Genomic DNA, 16,744 nt, shown 5'->3' with positions numbered 1-16,744 from the left:
CGGAAGCGGCAGCCGTCGCGCCGGGTTGCGTCGGCTGGATCAATCGCTAGCCGGGCCCCTCCCTTGCCAACATGTCGCATTTCGTTCACAAGGCGACGCAAATGGCGCCATTTCGCGCCGTTGTTGTGCGGCTTCCGGCCCTTTGGCCGACGCGCCGTGTTCTGAAAGAGCAGAACAATGTCTGCGATCGAAGCCGGCGCTCGCGCGCCGGAAAACCTTTGGCGTCAGGAAATCAGGGCGACGATCACGCTTGCCTGGCCGATGGTGCTGACCAATCTCGGCCAGACCGCCATGACCGCGACCGACGTCATGATGATGGGCCGTTTGGGGTCCGATACGCTCGCCGCCGGCGCGCTCGGCGCCAACCTCTACTTCATGCCGCTGATCTTCGGCCTCGGCCTGATGCTGGCGACCTCGCCGATGATGGCGACCGAGCTCGGCCGCCGCCGCCATTCGGTGCGCGACCTGCGCCGCACCGTGCGCCAGGGCCTGTGGCTGGCGATCCTGATCTCGATCCCGATCTGGATTTTTCTCTCGCATGGCGAAGAGGTGCTTTTGGCCATGGGCCAGAAACCGGAGCTCGCGCATCAGGCCGGCATCTACCTGCACTGGCTGCAATGGGCGGTGCTGCCCTTCTATGGCTATATCGTGCTGCGCTCCTTCATCTCGGCGCTGGAGCGGCCGGGCTGGGCGCTGATCATCGTTTTCGTCGCGGTCGCCTGCAACGCCTTCGTCAACTGGGTGTTCATGTTCGGCAATCTCGGCGTCAAATCGATGGGCATCGCCGGCTCCGGCCTTGCCACCACTCTGTCCAGCACGCTGATGTTTGTGGGCATGGCGGCGGTGGTGATGCTGGAGAAGAAGTTCCGCCGCTACCGTCTGTTCGGCCGCTTCTGGCGCTCCGACTGGCCGCGTTTCCGCAGCCTGCTGAGACTCGGCATGCCGATCGCCGGCATCCTCGCCTTCGAGGTCACGATCTTCAATGCGGCGGCCTTGCTCATGGGGCTGATCGATGCGGATTCGCTGGCAGCCCACGCGATCGCCATCCAGATCGCCTCGATCTCCTTCATGGTGCCGCTCGGGCTCAACCAGGCGGTCACGGTCCGGGTCGGCCTGGCGCACGGCGCCGGCAACCCGGAAGGCGTTTCGCGCGCCGGCTGGACAGCCTTCGTCATCGGCGTCTCGTTCATGGCGCTGATGGGCCTGGTGATGATTCTGTGGCCGCATGCGCTGATCAGCGCCTTCATCGATCTCGCCGATCCGGCCAATGCCCGGGTGATCACGCTTGCCGTGTCGTTCCTTATGTTCGCCGCGCTGTTCCAGATTTTCGACGGCGCCCAGGCGGTCGCGACCGGCATGCTGCGCGGGTTGCACGACACCAAGGTGCCGATGATCTACGCCGCGATCGGCTATTGGGGCGTCGGCCTGCCGCTCGGCGTGCTGCTCGCCTTCCATTTCGGTCTGAACGGTATCGGCATCTGGATCGGCCTGGCCTCGGGGCTAGCCGTGGTGGCGGCGCTGCTCCTCGCGCGCTGGCTCAGGCGCGACCGCATCGCGCCGGCGCTGTCCTTCGGGCATTGACAGGAAAGGCTGCCGGCACGATCGGCAGCCTTGCGCCGGCTCAGCGCGCCCCTGCCCGTTGCTCCAGCCGCCGCGCATATTGCGTCAGCGGGAAGCACATGACGAAGAAGATTAGCGCCACCAGCCCGTAGACCTTGAACGGCTCGAAGGTCGCGTTGTTGATGGCGTTGGAGGTCCTGACCAGTTCCTCGAAGCCGATGATCGAGGTCAGCGCCGTCGACTTGATGAGCTGCACCAGGAACCCGACCGTCGGCGCGCGGGTGATCGCGAAGGCCTGCGGCAGGATGATCAGCCTGAGCTCCTGCAGATAGTGCAGCCCGAGGCTCGCGCCCGCGTCCCACTGACCGCGCGGCAGCGCGTCGACGCCGCCGCGCCAGATCTCGGCCAGGTAGGCGCTGGCGAAGAAGGTCAGCCCGAGCGCCGCCGCCGTCCACGGTTCGATGCGCAGCCCCAGCATCGGCAGGCCGAAGAACATCAGGAAGAGCTGCATCAAAAGCGGCGTGCCCTGGAACAGCGCGATATAGCCCGAAGCGATGCGCCGGCTCCATTTGGTCTTGGCGATACGGAAGAACAGCACGATCAGCCCGACCAGCGCGCCGCCGATGAAGGCGGCGAGCGACAACAGCACCGTCCAGCGGGCGGCGAGCAGCAGGTTGCGCAGGATGTCCCAGAAGGTGAACTCGATCATGAAACACCTGCTCCAAGCGCCTGGCGCCCCCCGGCAACGAGCAGCCGGCGCAGCCCAATCGACAGGCCGAGATAGACCAACGTCACCACGAAATAGGTCTCGAAGGCGCGGAAGGTGCGGGCCTGCAGCATGTCGGCTTCATAGGTCAGCTCGCGCACCGCGATCTGCGACACCACGGCCGATTCCAGCATCATGATGACGATCTGGCTGGTCAGCGCCGGGTAGATCACCTTCAGCGCCTGCGGCAGCACGATCTTGATGAACACCTGGCGAGGCCTGAGGCCGAGCGCCAGTGCGGCTTCAGCCTGGCCGCGCGGCACGGCGTCAAGCCCGGCCCCGACGATCTCGATCGTATAGGCCGCCATGTTGAGCGTCATCGCCAGCATCGCGGCCAGGATCGGATCGAGCCTGATGCCGAGGCTGGGCAGGCCGAAGAAGATGAAGAACAGCTGCACCAGGAACGGCGTGTTGCGCATCACCTCGACATACCAGCCTATGGCCCGACGCAGCAGCACGGGGCCGTTCCGCCGGCCCGCGGCGCCGAGAATGCTGAGCAGCGTTCCCGCCACCGTGGTCACGACGATCAACAGGATCGTCGTGGCCGCGCCGTGAGCGATGTCGCCCACAGCGCCTGGAAGCCAGCCGAAGGCCACGGCAGCTCAATCCTTGAGATTGTCGGGATTGAGCGGCGTCTTCAGCCAGGCCTTCGAACTCTCGTCGAGCTTGCCGTCGGCGAGCATCTTGGCGACCGCGTCGTTGACCGCCTTCTTCAGCCGGTCCTCGTTCTTGTTGAGGCCGATATGCGAAGGCGAAGTGAGCAGCTGGAATTTCTGCTCCGGCTTCAGCGCGTCCTGCTTGGCCAGAACCTGGGCGCCGACATCGTTGCCGACCACCATCAGCTGGGTCTGGCCGGAGATGAAGGCCTGGATAACCGCATTGTAGTTGTCGAAGCGGCGGATGTCGGCGGAAGCCGGTGCTGCTTCCGTCAGCGAGGTGTCCTCCAGCGTGCCGCGATTGACGGCGATCGACTTGTCGGCAAGGTCTTCCTTGCCTTTGACCGCCATTGCCTTCGGACCGATGACGGCGATGTAGTAGGGCGCGTAGGCTGCGGCGAAGTCGATCACCTGCTCGCGTTCCTTGGAGTAGCCGACGCTCATCAGGATATCGACGCGCTTGGCGGTGAGATACGGGATGCGATTCTGGCCGGTGACGCTGACCAGGTTGAGCTTCACCTTCAAGGCATCGGCGATCGCCTGCGCGACGTCGACGTCGTAGCCTTTGATGCTCATGTCGGCGCTGGCCGACGAGAAGGGTGGGAAGTCGGAGAAGATGCCGACATTGATGGCGCCGGCCTTGGTGATGTCGTCGACGGCATCGGCCTTCGCTTGCGTGGCCAGGCCGGCGCCGAGGATGACAGCCGCGGTGATGACGGATTTCAGTGCGTTGCGAAGAGTCATTTTTTTCCCCTGCTGGAAGCTTGTTTGTTGCATCCGGCCGCCGGCTCCAGCGCGGCGGCCGTGTTGGTATGGCATTAGCCCTTCTTGATTGCCGGGCTGAACACCATCAGGCTGAGAATCTCGAACAGGACCTGGGCGCCGACATGGGCGGTGTTTGTGGTCGCGTCATATTGCGGCGCCACCTCGACGACGTCGCCGCCGACGATGTTGAGGCCCTTCAGGCCGCGCAGCAATTCGAGCACCTCGCGCGTCGTCAGCCCGCCGACTTCCGGCGTGCCGGTGCCGGGCGCGAAGGCCGGATCGATGCTGTCGACGTCGAAGGAGATATAGGTCGGGCCGTCGCCGACGATTTTGCGCGCCTTCTCGATGATGGCGGGGATGCCGAGACCGGTCACCTCCTCGGCATGCACGACGGTCATGCCGGATTCGTAGGTGAACTCCCACAGATACTCGGCCGAGCCGCGAATGCCGATCTGGATCGTGCGCGAGGGATCGAGCACGCCGTCCAGCACCGCGTTGCGGAACGGTCCGCCGTGGTGGAACTTGGTCATGTCGAACAACCCGCTGGTGTCGCAGTGGGCATCGATATGGATCATGCCGACCGGCGCTTTTTTTCCGACCGCCTTCAGGATCGGGTGGCTTATCGAGTGGTCGCCGCCGACCGAGAGCGGCAGCACGCCGGCGTCGACGATCTGGTTGGTGCGCTTTTCGATGTCTTCATGGCTGATCTCCAGCCGGTAGCGGCTGCGGAACGGCGTGTCGCCGATGTCGGCGACGCGAAGCTCATGCGTCGGCGCGCATTCCAGCACATGGTTGTAGGGTCCGATGCGCTCGATGGCGCGCAGCGCGCGCGGCCCGAAGCGCGATCCGGGACGGTTGGTGACGCCGAGGTCCATCGGCACGCCGATCATCGCCACCTGCAAGTCGCCGAAATCCGGATTGTCGGCCGATATTTCGCGATAGGGCGCGGCGAGGAAGGTCGGGATGCCGGAATAGGGCGCCAGCCTTGTGCCCGACTTGTTGAAGATCTTGTCGGCGACCTTGCGGAATTTCGGGTCGAACATCTCGCCGCCATGGCTCTCGCCATATTTGCGGCGCAACGCTTCGAGCTTGCTGCGATCGTAACCCATGTCCGGTCTCCTCTCTTGCCTGCCTGCAGCGCTGCCCACAGGGACGATTTGCCAAGCCAGCCTGTTGTCCGGCTGGATCGTTGCCCGCCGGCTGTGCTGCGGATTCCACGTCTCTTGAAGCTGTTCCGGGCAAAAGTGTCGGGCAGCCGCTTTGAAAAATCAATTGATATTGTTAGGGTCTTGGCTGTGAGAAAATCTCACAAAGTAGGAGCCGACCCATGGCCAAGCGCCTGCCGCCCCTGAACCCGCTGCGCGCCTTCGAAGCCGCGGCGCGGCACGCCTCGCTGACCAAGGCCGCGGGTGAGCTGAATGTCACGCACGGCGCCGTCAGCCACCAGATCAAGGCGCTCGAGCAATCGCTTGGCGTGAAACTCTTCGAGCGCGCCGGTCAGCGCGTGAAGCTGACGCCGCATGGCGCCGAATTCCTGCCGGCGGTCTCGTCCGCCTTCGACGGCATCGCCGCCGCCACCCAGCGCATGACTAGGCCGGCAAGCGCGGGCGCGCTGTCGGTATCCTGCGTGCCGGCGCTGCTCTTGCTCTGGATGACGCCGCGGCTCGGTTCCTTCACGGCGCAATATCCGGACATCCAGCTGACGCTGATCCCATCCAACGACGCCCGTGATATTCGCGCCCCGCAGATCGACGTCTGCGTGCATTATGGCGACGGCAGTTGGAGCGATTGCTGGATACGCAAATGGTCGGGGCTGGAACTTTTTCCCGTGGTCAGCCCGACGTTGATCAACAACCGGCCGATCCGCGGCGTCCGCGACCTTGCCGATCACGTCTTCCTGCATGGCGACGACGGCCGCGAATGGCACACCTGGCTGGCCGCCGCCGATGCGCTCGATCTGGAACGCGGCCGCCGCCATCATCTGGGCGATGCGCGCATGGCGACGGAGGCTGCCGTGCACGGCCATGGCGTGGCGCTCGGCGATTCCGTCACCGCACGCGCCTTGCTGGCCAGGGGCATGCTCGTCGCGCCTTTTACGTTGTCGGTGCCGGCGGTCGATGATTTCTACGTCGTCTGCCGCAACGAAATGCGCTCGGCGCCGATCGTCCAGCTCTTCATCGACTGGTTGTTCGCCGAGAAGGAGCAGGACGAGGGCCGGGCCGACGCGCCGGTGGCCGGCCGCGTGCCCAGCCGCAGGAAACGCCCCGCCCTGAAGGTGATCGGGGCTAGAGCAATTCCAGGAAAAGTGTGAAGCGGTTAGGCTCGGCGACTTCGCCGTAGCCTCCGTCTGGAAATGCTCTGGCGCGGCGTCTTGATGGTTGGACTTGCACAGCTGCTTTTTGTCGGGCCAGCTTACAAAGCAGCAAGCGCGTTCGAAAATACAGTGCTAAGAGGCATTCCCGCGGCTAGAGCATGATCCCGAAAAGTGGGAACCGGTTTTCGGAAAAGATCATGCTCAACAAAAAAGTTAGATCAGGATGGCGATTCAACGAAACGTCATCCTGATCTAGCGAGCAACGAAAGCGCATTGAGACATGGCAAAAACCGATATAGCGCGGCGCGTCTACAACCACACCTGGAAGCTCGACCCGATCGTCCGCAGCCTGCTGGACACCGACTTCTACAAGCTCCTGATGCTGCAGATGATCTGGGGCATGTATCCCAAGGTCGACGCCACCTTCTCGCTGATCAACCGCACCACCTCGGTGCGGCTGGCCGACGAGATCGACGAAGGCGAATTGCGCGCCCAGCTCGACCATGCCCGCACCTTGCGTTTTTCCAAGAAGGAGATGATCTGGCTGGGCGGCAACAATTTCTATGGCCGCAAGCAGATCTTCGAGTCGGAATTCCTGGCCTGGCTGGAGAATTTCCGCCTGCCCGACTACGAACTTTCCAGGCGTGACGGCCAGTACGAGCTCTCCTTCCCCGGCCCCTGGATGTACACCACGCTCTGGGAAATCCCGGCCTTGGCCATCATCAACGAGCTGCGCTCCCGCGCGGCGATGCGCTCCTACGGGCCGTTCGCGCTCGATGTGCTTTACGCCCGCGCCAAGGCCAAGATGTGGGCCAAGACCGAGCGGCTGAAAGCGCTGCCCGGCATCCGCATTTCCGACTTCGGCACAAGACGCCGCCACTCCTTCCTGTGGCAGCGCTGGTGCGTCGAGGCGCTGAAGGAAGGCATCGGCGATGCCTTCACCGGCACCTCCAACGTGCTTCTGGCCATGGACAACGACCTCGAAGCTTTGGGCACCAACGCGCATGAGCTGCCGATGGTCTTCGCGGCGCTGGCCAATTCCGAGGAGGAATTGCGCGAGGCGCCCTACAAGGTGCTGCAGGACTGGCAGCGCTATTATGGCGGCAATCTCCTGATCGTGCTGCCCGACGCCTTCGGCACGGATTCCTTCCTGCGCGACGCGCCGGACTGGGTCGCCGACTGGACCGGCTTCCGCCCCGACAGCGCCCCGCCGATCGAGGGCGGCGAAAAAATCATCGACTGGTGGCGCAAGAAGGGCAAGGATCCCAAGCAGAAGCTGCTCATCTTCTCCGACGGTCTGGAGGTCGAGACCATCGAGGAGACTTACAGGCATTTCCGCGGCAAGGTGCGCATGTCCTTCGGCTGGGGCACCAACCTCACCAACGATTTCGAAGGCTGCGCCCCGACCGAAACCGACAGCCTCGACGCCATATCGCTGGTCTGCAAGGTCACCGAGGCCAATGGCCGGCCGGCGGTGAAGCTGTCGGACAACCCCGCCAAGGCGACGGGGGACGAGAAGGAGATCAAAAGGTATCTGAGGATTTTCGGCGAGAAGGGCCGGGTGGAGCAGTTGGTGAAGGTGTAGAGGCTTAAGGCCCGGACGAATGGAATTCCTGGATAAGCCGAGTTCCTTCGCGCCCCCCTCTGTCCTGCCGGACATCTCCCCCACAAGTGGGGAGATTAGACGTCACCTTCGCTTTCGCCAATCACCGACGAAGCAAGAAGAGCGCCGAGCGCCCGAGCTGCTGATCTCCCCCCTTGTGGGGGAGATGTCCGGCAGGACAGAGGGGGGCGCCGTAGAGCGCCATCGCTGCAGACTGGCCATTAAGGCGCTCGCCTTTGCCCTCCTCCCCACCCCAGCCTTCGCCCACGCCTCCGACCGTGGCCATGTCCTGCTGCTGCCCACCCGCTACTACCTCGCCGGCGGCGCGCTTGCCGTGGCCGTCAGCTTCCTCGTCCTGGCGCTGCTGCCGCCCGCCGCCCTCGACAATTTCTGGCGCAAGCGTCTGTCGCTCCTCACCTTCAGCCACCGCCCGCGCGCCGTCGTCAGCCTGATTTCCTTTGCCTGCTTCGCACTTCTCATCGCCGCCGGCCTTTTCGGTAGCCGGGACCCGCTCTCAAATCCGCTGCCGCTGGTGGTCTGGACGCTGCTTTGGGCCGGTTTCACGCTGCTGCAGGGCGTGCTCGGCGACCTCTGGGCGTGGCTCAACCCGTGGTACGGGCCTTGGCGCGTCGCCTCTCGCGTCTTCGGCATTCATGCGGGCGATGCAAAGCGGTCACGCCTGCCGTCATGGCTCGGCTACTGGCCGGCCTTCGCGCTGTTCCTCGCCTTCGCCTGGTTCGAGCTGATCGATCCCGCGCCAGACGATCCCGCGCGGCTGGCATGCGCCGCCGGCATCTACTGGCTGGTCAGCTTCGTCGCCATGCTCATCTTCGGCTACGACGGCTGGAGCCAGCGCGGCGAGTTCCTGAGCGTCTTTTTCTCGATGGTCGCGCGCTTCGCGCCTGTCGAGCGCCTCGAAGGCCGGCTGAGACTCTGCTGGCCCGGCGCCAAGCTGCTCGCCGCTGAGCCGCTGCCACTGAGCGGCACCGCCTTTCTCCTCCTGGCCCTGTCCTCAGTATCCTTTGACGGCCTGTCGAAAACCTTCTTCTGGCTCGCTCAGTTCGGCATCAACCCGCTGGAATTTCCCGGCCGCACCGCGTTGATCGGCATCGGCGGCTTTGGCCTCGTCCTGACCTTCATCCTGCTTGCGGCGGCGTTCGCGCTGGCCGTCTTTCTCGGCCAACGCCTCGCCGGCGATGTGCAGTCGTTCGGAAAAGCCGCCGGCCTGCTGGTCTGGTCGATCGTGCCGATCGCGCTTGCCTACCACATCGCGCATTACCTCACCGTGCTGCTGGTTGACGGCCAGTACGCCCTGGTCGCTCTCTCCGATCCCTTCGCGCTCGGCTGGAACCTGTTCGGCACCGCCGACATGATGGTCGAGGCAGGCGTCGTCGCCGGCGCTCAGTCGGCCTGGTGGCTGTGGAATCTTCAGGCAGGCGTCATCATCGCCGGCCATGTGCTGGCCGTGCTCGTCGCGCATGGCCTTGCCTGGCGTCTCCACCCGCAGCCATCGCGAGCCGCGCTCAGCCAGCTCCCGCTCACACTGTTGATGATCGCCTACACGATCTTCGGCTTGTGGTTGCTTGCCACGCCGACCGCCGGATGACACAAGGGCGCGCTCCGGTGCCGTCGGGTAAAGCTCGCTTGCCAGGCCAAAGCTTTGGTGATTTAGTTTGTACACATGCAATTTTCCCATCCTCGGGAACGGGATGGTTTAGCCGCCTTATCGCTGGTCAATTCTGAAAAAACAGGGGAACCGACATGGCCGACAAGAACGGATTTTTCGACCTCTCGAAAACCACACTATCCCGCCGCACCGCGCTGAAGGGCATCGCCGCCGGCGCCGGCCTGGCGCTGGCGCCCGGCTTCGTCCGCTACAGCCAGGCGCAGAGCTCGGCACCGATCAGAATAGGCTTCCAGTCGCACCGCACCGGCATCGGCGCCGCCTATGGCCGCTGGTACGAGAAGACCAGCGCCGCCGCCGTCAAGGCGATCAACGACGCCGGCGGCATCGGCGGCCGCAAGGTCGAGCTGGTGATCGAGGATGACGGCACCGATCCCGCCCGCGGCGCCGAGGTGGTGGCCAAGTTCGCCAAGCAGCATAAGACCGACATCGTCTTCGGCACGTTGTTCTCGCATGTCGTGATCGGCTCGGCGCCCGCCGCCGGCGAGAACAAGATCCCCTATTTCGTGGTCAGCGAAGGTCATCACGTCGCCTCGACCAAGCTCAACCGCTACGTCTTCCAGCCCGGCATCACCGACGTGAAAAGCCAAATCCAGTCGATGGCGCCATGGATCGCGGCGAACGCCGGCAAGAAGGTGACGCAGATCTTCCCCGACTTCGCCTTCGGCTACGACCATCGCGACTACCTGCCGCCGGCGCTGAAGGCGCAGGGCGCCGACGTGATCGCGCAGATCGCCATCCCGCCGACGGAAAGCTCCTTCACGAAATACTTCCCGCAGATCCCGGCCGAGACCGAGGTGATCTATCATGTCATGGTCGGCCCGGCCGTGCTCACCTTCGTCAAGGAGCTTGGCGAGTTCTACGGCTCGCAGCGGCCGCAGCTCTTCGGCTTCATCGATTCGCTCGAGGCCGTCGACATCAACAGCCCTGGCCTCGAATTCCTCGACGGCAGCCATTTCTGGGAGGGCTCGCCGCGTTACGCGCAGGCCGATGACTCGGCCGCGCAGAAGGCCTATCGCGCCGCCGTCGGCATCGACGACAATGGCGCCGCCGTCGGCGACCCCAAGGACGTCTCCACCGCCGCCCACATGTTCGGCTGCTGGGAAACGCTCTATGTCGTCAAGAAGGCGATGGAAGATGCCGGCTACAAGGGACCGGAGGACCGCGCCAAGCTGGTCGAGGCGACCGAGGCGCTGAAGGAATTCGCCGAGGGGCCGGAGCATCCCCAGGGTCCAAAGACCTTCAACGGCAAGATCCACCAGTGCTTCGGCATCCAGAACATCTCCAAGGTCGAAGGCGGCAAGCTCAAGGTCGTGCACAAGACCAAGATCGAGGAGGGCCTCTACGAGCCGGAAGGGGATTACACGACGCAGGCGCTGTGAGCTTAGCTGCTCCTGCACACGTGAGCGCCAAGGCACCCCCCTCTGGCCTGCCGGCCATCTCCCCCGCAAGGGGGGAGATCAGCAGTTCGTGCGGCAGCGCCTATTTTCTTCCTTTGGCGATTGGCGAAGCCTTAGGTGAAGGCCAATCTCCCCCCTTGCGGGGGAGATGCCCGGCAGGGCAGAGGGGGGTGCCTCGCGCATCCGTTGGTGCTTAGCATATGCACTTCGGACCCCATCTCCTCCTCGCCGCCCTCGAAGGTCTCGTCACCTCCGCCGTATTGGCGCTGACGGCGCTCGGCCTTTCGCTGGTGTTCGGCGTCATGCGCGTCGTCAACGTCGCCCATGGCGAGTTCTTCATGCTGGGCGCGGTGCTGGCCTGGGCGGTCTCGACGGCGATCTCGGGCCACCCGGCGATCGGTTTCGTGGCCGCGCTGGTGATCGCGCCCGTGCTGGTCGGGCTGGTTGCGCTCGTCGCCGAACGCCTGGTGCTGCGCCGGCTCAACTACAATCCCGAAGGCACCATCGTCGCCACCATCGGCATGCTCTACATCATCCAGCAACTGGCGTTGACCTTCTATGGCCCCGAGGCCCGACCGGTCGAGCCGCCCTTCAGCTACCGCATCCTTTTGCCGTGGTTCGGCTATTCCGGCTACAAGCTCTCCGTGGTTGCCGCTTCCGCCATCCTGCTGGTGATCACCTGGCTGGTGCTGACGCGAACGAAGATCGGCCTGATCATGCGCGCCACCCAATATGACCGCGAGACGGCGCAGGCCTTCGGCATCCCGGTCGAGCGCGTCTATGCCGGCGTCTTCGCCGTCGGCGCCATGCTGGCGGCGATCGCCGCGGTGCTGATCGTGCCGATCAGCCAGGCGCATTACCTGATGGGGCAGGACTCGCTGCTGCTTTCCTTCATCGTCGTCATCATCGGCGGGCTCGGCTCGCTGCGCGGCACTGTGGTCGCCGCCGTCCTGATCGGCCTCTCCGACGGCATCATCTCGATGTTCTTCTCGCCGACGCTCGCCAAGATCATCGCCACGCTGGTGGTCGCCATGGTGCTGGTGTTCCGGCCGCAGGGCCTGTTCGGGACCACGCCGCGATGAGGGATGCTTCGCCGGCAAAGGCCTACGCCCTGCATATCGGCGTCATCGCGCTTCTCTTCGCGCTGAACTTCATCCTGCCGGACTATCACCAGGGCCTGTCCGCCCGCATCATGACGCTGGCCGTCTTCGCCATGGGCTACAATCTGCTCTTCGGCTATGTCGGCCTGCTCAGCCTCGGCCACGCCATGTTCTTCTCGGCCGGCCTCTACGGCGCGGGCTTGACCGTCTATCATCTCGGCTGGGGTGTACCCGAAGCCTTCGTTGCCGGAGTCGTCTGCGGCGCGCTGCTCGCTCTGGTCATCGGCCTGCTGGCGCTGCGCACCTCGGGTGTGGCGTTCATGATCGTCACCATGATGTTCGCCCAGGTTTTCTACCTGCTCATCCTCTATTTCGCCGCCTGGACCGGCGGCGACCAGGGCCTGGTCATCCAGCAGGCATCGCGGGTGTTTTCGATCGGCGGCACCTCCCTCGACCTGACCGATCCGACCGTTCGTTATATGAGCGCGCTGGCGCTGTTCGCGGTCGTGCTGCTCATCACCCTTGCCGTCGTCCGCTCCCGCTTCGGCCGTGTCCTGGTCGCCATCCGCGAGAACGAGGAGCGGACAAAGATGCTGGGCTATGACACGGTCGCCAACAAGCTCGCGGCCGTCGTGGCCTCAGGCGCCATCTGCGCGGCGTCGGGCGCCGCCTATGCGCTGCTGTTCGGTTATGTCGGATCGAGCTTCGCCGGCGTCCAATATTCGATCCTGCCGCTGCTCTGGGTGCTGCTGGGGGGTGCCGCGACCACGCTCGGGCCGCTCATCGGCACGCTGTTCATGTATTACGTCACCGACATCACCAGCGGCTTCACCTCCGCCTATCTCCTGATCGTCGGCGTGGCGCTCATCCTGCTCGTCCTGTTTGCTCCGAAGGGCATTATGGGCAGCATCCGCCAGCGCTGGCTGGGGTGGCTGCCATGATGCCGCTGCTGACCACCAAGGGCCTGTCGCGCAACTTCGGCGGTCTTCGCGCCGTCGACGGCGTCGACTTCGCGCTGATGCCGGGCGAGATCCGCGCCATCATCGGACCCAACGGCGCCGGCAAGACCACTTTCGTCAGCCTGCTCTCGGGCCGCATCCAGCCGTCGTCGGGCATGATCGTCTTCGACGGTAGCGACATCACCAGCCTGCCGGCCTATGCTAGGGTCCGCCTCGGCGTCGCCTACACCTTTCAGATCACCAGCGTCTTTGCCAACCTCACCGCCTTCGACAATGTCGCGTTGCCGGTGCAGCGCACGCTGACGGATGGCCGCTCCAGGGGCGCGGTCAGGGCCGGCGTGATGTCGGCGCTGGAGCGCACCGGCCTAGCCGACCGCGCCGGCACGCTGGCGGGACAGCTCTCCTACGGCCACCAGCGCCTGCTCGAAGTGGCGATGGGACTGTCGCTGAAACCGCGCCTGCTCATCCTCGACGAGCCGACGCAAGGCCTGGCCGACGCCGAGATCGACAATTTCATCACGCTGGTGCGTGAGATCGCCAAGGACGCCACCGTGCTTCTGATCGAGCACAACATGCCGGTGGTCATGCAGCTTGCCGACCGCATCACCGTCTTCAATTCGGGAAAGATCCTCGCCGAAGGCACGCCGGAGCAGATCCGCGCCAACGCCGAGGTGCAGGATGCCTATCTCGGAGCGACCCATGGCTGAGCCCCTCATGGCCGACACAGGCCTGCTCGCCATTTCCGGCCTCGACTGCTTCTATGGCGAGGTGCAGGTGCTCTACGGCCTCGACCTCGTGCTCAACAAGGGCGAGGTGCTGTGCCTGTTCGGCCGCAACGGCGCCGGCAAGACGACCACGCTGAAGGCGATCATGGGCCTGGTCCCGGCGGCCGGCGGCTCGATCAAACTGGACGGCAAGGAATTGACCGGCCTCGCCGCGCATGACGTGCCGAAGGCCGGCGTCGCCTATGTGCCGCAGGGCAGGCGATTGTTCGCCGAGATGACGGTGGCGGAAAACATCGAGATCGGCCTGATGGCGCGCGGCAAGGGCACGCAAACCCGCGAGAGCGTGCTCGATCTCTTCCCGTTGCTCAGGGAACGGCTGAGGCAACGCTCCGGCACGCTCTCCGGCGGCGAGCAGCAGATGCTGGCCATGGCCCGCGCGCTCTGCCTCGAACCGCAGGTGCTGCTGCTCGACGAGCCGACCGAAGGGCTGATGCCGTCGATGATCGCCAAAATCCGCGAGACGGTGGCAAAGCTGCGCGAGCTCGGCGTCTCGACCATCCTGGTCGAGCAGCGCGTCGACGCCGTGCTTTCGGTGGCGGATCGTGTTGCATTCATCGAGAACGGCCGCAACCGCGAGACGGTCGATGTCGAGGAATTGCGTGACGACCCGTCGGCGGTGCGGCGCTATGTCGGCGTGGGATAAGCGCTGAATGCGCGTTCGTACCAAGACCATCGGCCGCTGCGCTGCCCCCTCATAGCCCTGCCGTTCACGGGGAGAAGATGGCGGCAGCCAGATGAGGGGCAGCGCCGGCGGTGGAAATTGAGTAGCTCAGCTCATCGAAAAAACAAAAACCCGGCGATGAAAAACGTCGGGATCAGCACCAGGCCCGACCACGCCATGTAGCCGAAGAAGCCGGGCATCTTGACGCCGCGATGCCTGGCGATGGCATAGACCATGAAGTTCGGTGCGTTGCCGATATAAGTGTTGGCGCCCATGAACACCGCGCCGGCCGAGATCGCCGCAAGCGTCGAGGCAGCCTCCGTCATCAAATGCCGGGCGTCGCCGCCGGCGAGCTCGAAGAACACCAGATAGGTCGGCGCGTTGTCGAGGAAGGACGACAGCCCCCCGGTCAGCCAGAAATAGGCAAGGTTGTTAGGCTGGCCATCCGCCGACGTGACCAGCGCGACCAGCGGCGCCAGGGCACCGTCATGGCCGGCTCTCAGGATCGCGATGACCGGCACGATGCAGACGAAAATGCCGGCAAACAATTTCGCCACTTCGGCGATCGGCCCCCAGGTGAAGCCGTTGGCTTCCCTGTGGCTCTTGTACGAGACGCGAAGTGACAGCCACGCCAGCGCCAGGATGATGGCATCGCGCGCGAGGTTCTGCAGTTCGAGGCTGACGCCCAGGACGGAAAAGCTGACGCCGGGCTTCCACGCGGCCGAAAGCAGGATGGCGCCGATAACCCCGGCCAGCAGCGGCAGGTTGGCCAGGCCGCGCAGACGCACCTTCGTGTCCGGAGTGAGATCCTTGATCTTCGGCATGCCGCCCTCGCGGCGATGCAGGATGATGTCGATCGCCAGGAACACGGCGAGCACGACACCGCCGACGAACAACGTCTCGCGCCACAGATTTGCCGTCGTCCAGAAGAAGTCGACGCCGCGCAGGAAGCCGACGAACAAAGGCGGATCGCCGAGCGGCGTCAGCGAGCCGCCGATGTTGGAGACCAGGAAGATGAAGAAGATCACCACATGGGCGTTGAACGGCCGGTTGTCGTTGGCGCGCAGCATCGGCCGGATCAGGATCATCGAAGCGCCGGTCGTGCCGATGACCGAGGCGAGCATCGCGCCGATCAGCAGCAGCCCGGCGTTGACCAGCGGGGTGCCGTGGATGTTGCCGGCAAGCAGGATGCCGCCCGAAATCGTGTAGAGCGCGAATAACAGGATGATGAAGGACAGATATTCGGTAAGCAGCGTGTGCAGCACCGCTTCGCCTGCCGAAGCAAGGCCGAAGGCCACCGCCAGCGGCACGACCGCCAGCACGGCCCACGCAGCGGCGATCTTGCCGTAGTGATGTTCCCAGACATGCGGCAAGAGCAGCGGCCCGGTCGCGATCGACAAGAGCAGGCCGGCAAAGGGCAGGCCCCACCACAGCGACATCGCGGCGCCGGGCAGTTCGTGGATTTCGGCGGCCAGCGCCTGTGCTGGAAACAGCATCGCGATGGCGAGCGCGGTGAAATATGGAAAAAGCTCCCTCATCCGTCGCCTTCGGCGACACCCTCTCCCACAAGGGGAGAAGGGGGAACCCGCAATCCGGCGGCGCATACCGGCGACCTCCTCTCCCCTCGGGGAGAGGTCGGATTGCACCGAATTGCCCTTCGCAATTCGGCGGGCAATCCGGGTGAGGGGGGCCTTCCCCACAGTCCGGTCAGTCCGACAGATGATCGTCGAGCGTCACGCCGGCCTCGCGCATCCGCCCCAGCATCGCCTCGACGGAGCCGTTGAGATCGATGCCGCGGCAGGCGTCGAGCCGCACCGTCGTCTTGAATCCTTGCTTCACCGCGTCGAGGGCGGAGAAGGCGACGCAGAAGTCGGTGGCAAGGCCGACCAGGGTGATCGTGTCGATGCCGCGTTCCTTGAGATAGCCTCCGAGGCCGGTTGGCGTCTTATGGTCGTTCTCGAAGAAGGCCGAGTAGGAGTCGATCGCGGTGCGGAACCCCTTGCGGATCACCAGCTCGGCCTTGGTCCAGGCGAGCCCGGAATGGAAATCGGAACCGAGACTGCCCTGGATGCAATGGTCCGGCCAAAGCGTCTGCGGCCCATAGGGCATCTCCATGGTTTCGAAAGCCTGCTTGCCGGCATGGCTGGAGGCGAAGCTCGAATGTCCGGCGGGGTGCCAGTCCTGTGTCAGGATCACATGCTCGGTCCGCCGGATCAGGTCGTTGACCAAAGGCACGATCTCGTCGCCGCCAGCAACCGCCAGCGCGCCGCCGGGGCAAAAATCATTCTGCAGGTCGATGACGATGAGCGCTTCTTCGGCCATGCGGTTCCCTCTCGTTTCAGCTTGGGGGCTCCAATCCAAAAGCCGCTGACGCGACCGGACACGGAACCTTGACCAGATGGCCGGCGGCGTCAACCTCCGGCGCCATAACAATCGCGTTCAGGTGTTCGCGGCGCCAACTCTGGCTTTGACAATTGCCGCCGGCCTGATA

15 protein-coding genes are annotated in these 16,744 nt (G+C 64.7%); 9 read left to right on the top strand and 6 right to left on the bottom strand.

Annotation, left to right across the window (positions count from 1 at the left end; genetic code table 11):
* Positions 1-177: 177 nt before the first annotated feature.
* Positions 178-1,581 carry an MATE family efflux transporter gene (locus FJ430_RS02320; RefSeq protein ID WP_140702094.1) on the top strand — a complete coding sequence of 468 codons (1,404 nt, stop codon included), beginning with the start codon at positions 178-180 and terminating at the stop codon, positions 1,579-1,581.
* 40 nt (positions 1,582-1,621) lie between these two features.
* Here the strand turns inward: FJ430_RS02320 and FJ430_RS02315 are convergent, their stop codons facing one another.
* From FJ430_RS02315 to speB, 4 genes are all read right to left on the bottom strand, one after another.
* Entirely contained in the window at positions 1,622-2,269 is a 648-nt protein-coding gene (locus FJ430_RS02315) for an amino acid ABC transporter permease (protein ID WP_140702096.1), read from the bottom strand.
* Positions 2,266-2,922, bottom strand: a complete 657-nt coding sequence (locus FJ430_RS02310; RefSeq protein WP_140656073.1) for an amino acid ABC transporter permease — start codon at positions 2,920-2,922, stop codon at positions 2,266-2,268. Before FJ430_RS02310 ends, FJ430_RS02315 begins: the two co-directional genes overlap by 4 nt.
* Positions 2,923-2,928: 6 nt before the next feature.
* Positions 2,929-3,726 carry a transporter substrate-binding domain-containing protein gene (locus tag FJ430_RS02305; protein ID WP_140702098.1) on the bottom strand — a complete coding sequence of 266 codons (798 nt, stop codon included), beginning with the start codon at positions 3,724-3,726 and terminating at the stop codon, positions 2,929-2,931.
* Between the two features lie 74 nt (positions 3,727-3,800).
* Positions 3,801-4,856 (bottom strand): agmatinase, encoded by a 1,056-nt coding sequence (gene speB / locus FJ430_RS02300; RefSeq protein WP_140702101.1) that lies wholly within the window; start codon positions 4,854-4,856, stop codon positions 3,801-3,803.
* Between the two features lie 218 nt (positions 4,857-5,074).
* Here speB and gcvA point away from each other — a divergent pair, with 218 nt between their 5' ends.
* The 8 genes from gcvA to FJ430_RS02260 all read left to right on the top strand — a co-directional run bounded on the left by gcvA (position 5,075) and on the right by FJ430_RS02260 (position 14,235).
* The gene (gcvA, locus tag FJ430_RS02295; RefSeq protein WP_140656078.1) at positions 5,075-6,058 is read left to right on the top strand and encodes a transcriptional regulator GcvA; all 984 of its coding nucleotides are present in this window, start codon (positions 5,075-5,077) and stop codon (positions 6,056-6,058) included.
* A 283-nt stretch (positions 6,059-6,341) separates the two neighbouring features.
* Positions 6,342-7,646 carry a nicotinate phosphoribosyltransferase gene (pncB, locus tag FJ430_RS02290; RefSeq protein ID WP_140702103.1) on the top strand — a complete coding sequence of 435 codons (1,305 nt, stop codon included), beginning with the start codon at positions 6,342-6,344 and terminating at the stop codon, positions 7,644-7,646.
* Positions 7,647-7,830: 184 nt separating this feature from the next.
* Positions 7,831-9,270, top strand: a complete 1,440-nt coding sequence (locus FJ430_RS02285; protein ID WP_140702837.1) for a hypothetical protein — start codon at positions 7,831-7,833, stop codon at positions 9,268-9,270.
* 155 nt (positions 9,271-9,425) lie between these two features.
* Positions 9,426-10,730 carry an ABC transporter substrate-binding protein gene (locus FJ430_RS02280; protein ID WP_140702105.1) on the top strand — a complete coding sequence of 435 codons (1,305 nt, stop codon included), beginning with the start codon at positions 9,426-9,428 and terminating at the stop codon, positions 10,728-10,730.
* A gap of 218 nt (positions 10,731-10,948) precedes the next feature.
* Positions 10,949-11,830, top strand: a complete 882-nt coding sequence (locus tag FJ430_RS02275) for a branched-chain amino acid ABC transporter permease (RefSeq protein WP_140702107.1) — start codon at positions 10,949-10,951, stop codon at positions 11,828-11,830.
* Positions 11,827-12,789, top strand: a complete 963-nt coding sequence (locus FJ430_RS02270; protein ID WP_140702109.1) for a branched-chain amino acid ABC transporter permease — start codon at positions 11,827-11,829, stop codon at positions 12,787-12,789. Before FJ430_RS02275 ends, FJ430_RS02270 begins: the two co-directional genes overlap by 4 nt.
* Positions 12,786-13,514 (top strand): ABC transporter ATP-binding protein, encoded by a 729-nt coding sequence (locus FJ430_RS02265; RefSeq protein ID WP_140659824.1) that lies wholly within the window; start codon positions 12,786-12,788, stop codon positions 13,512-13,514. Before FJ430_RS02270 ends, FJ430_RS02265 begins: the two co-directional genes overlap by 4 nt.
* A complete protein-coding gene (locus FJ430_RS02260; RefSeq protein WP_140702111.1) occupies positions 13,507-14,235 on the top strand; it encodes an ABC transporter ATP-binding protein in 729 nt (242 codons plus the stop codon). Before FJ430_RS02265 ends, FJ430_RS02260 begins: the two co-directional genes overlap by 8 nt.
* 131 nt (positions 14,236-14,366) lie before the next feature.
* Here the strand turns inward: FJ430_RS02260 and FJ430_RS02255 are convergent, their stop codons facing one another.
* Positions 14,367-15,791, bottom strand: a complete 1,425-nt coding sequence (locus tag FJ430_RS02255) for a sodium:proton antiporter (RefSeq protein ID WP_140702113.1) — start codon at positions 15,789-15,791, stop codon at positions 14,367-14,369.
* A 169-nt stretch (positions 15,792-15,960) separates the two neighbouring features.
* Positions 15,961-16,575 carry a bifunctional nicotinamidase/pyrazinamidase gene (gene pncA, locus FJ430_RS02250; RefSeq protein WP_140702115.1) on the bottom strand — a complete coding sequence of 205 codons (615 nt, stop codon included), beginning with the start codon at positions 16,573-16,575 and terminating at the stop codon, positions 15,961-15,963.
* Between the last annotated feature and the right edge of the window lie 169 nt (positions 16,576-16,744).

This window comes from Mesorhizobium sp. B2-8-5, assembly GCF_006440675.2.
Taxonomy (GTDB): Bacteria; Pseudomonadota; Alphaproteobacteria; order Rhizobiales; family Rhizobiaceae; genus Mesorhizobium.
The sequence above is the reverse complement of the archived record's forward strand: the minus strand, read 5'-3'. Positions and strand labels throughout refer to the sequence as shown.

Excerpts from the sequence above, each read along its gene's own strand:
- FJ430_RS02260 (WP_140702111.1), top strand. The coding sequence starts at position 13,507 with ATGGCTGAGCCCCTCATGGCCGACACAGGCCTGCTCGCCATTTCCGGC.
- FJ430_RS02320 (WP_140702094.1), top strand. The coding sequence starts at position 178 with ATGTCTGCGATCGAAGCCGGCGCTCGCGCGCCGGAAAACCTTTGGCGT.
- FJ430_RS02255 (WP_140702113.1), bottom strand. The coding sequence starts at position 15,791 with ATGAGGGAGCTTTTTCCATATTTCACCGCGCTCGCCATCGCGATGCTG.
- pncB (WP_140702103.1), top strand. The coding sequence starts at position 6,342 with ATGGCAAAAACCGATATAGCGCGGCGCGTCTACAACCACACCTGGAAG.
- FJ430_RS02265 (WP_140659824.1), top strand. The coding sequence starts at position 12,786 with ATGATGCCGCTGCTGACCACCAAGGGCCTGTCGCGCAACTTCGGCGGT.
- pncA (WP_140702115.1), bottom strand. The coding sequence starts at position 16,575 with ATGGCCGAAGAAGCGCTCATCGTCATCGACCTGCAGAATGATTTTTGC.
- speB (WP_140702101.1), bottom strand. The coding sequence starts at position 4,856 with ATGGGTTACGATCGCAGCAAGCTCGAAGCGTTGCGCCGCAAATATGGC.
- gcvA (WP_140656078.1), top strand. The coding sequence starts at position 5,075 with ATGGCCAAGCGCCTGCCGCCCCTGAACCCGCTGCGCGCCTTCGAAGCC.
- FJ430_RS02315 (WP_140702096.1), bottom strand. The coding sequence starts at position 2,269 with ATGATCGAGTTCACCTTCTGGGACATCCTGCGCAACCTGCTGCTCGCC.
- FJ430_RS02305 (WP_140702098.1), bottom strand. The coding sequence starts at position 3,726 with ATGACTCTTCGCAACGCACTGAAATCCGTCATCACCGCGGCTGTCATC.
- FJ430_RS02280 (WP_140702105.1), top strand. The coding sequence starts at position 9,426 with ATGGCCGACAAGAACGGATTTTTCGACCTCTCGAAAACCACACTATCC.
- FJ430_RS02270 (WP_140702109.1), top strand. The coding sequence starts at position 11,827 with ATGAGGGATGCTTCGCCGGCAAAGGCCTACGCCCTGCATATCGGCGTC.
- FJ430_RS02285 (WP_140702837.1), top strand. The coding sequence starts at position 7,831 with ATGTCCGGCAGGACAGAGGGGGGCGCCGTAGAGCGCCATCGCTGCAGA.
- FJ430_RS02275 (WP_140702107.1), top strand. The coding sequence starts at position 10,949 with ATGCACTTCGGACCCCATCTCCTCCTCGCCGCCCTCGAAGGTCTCGTC.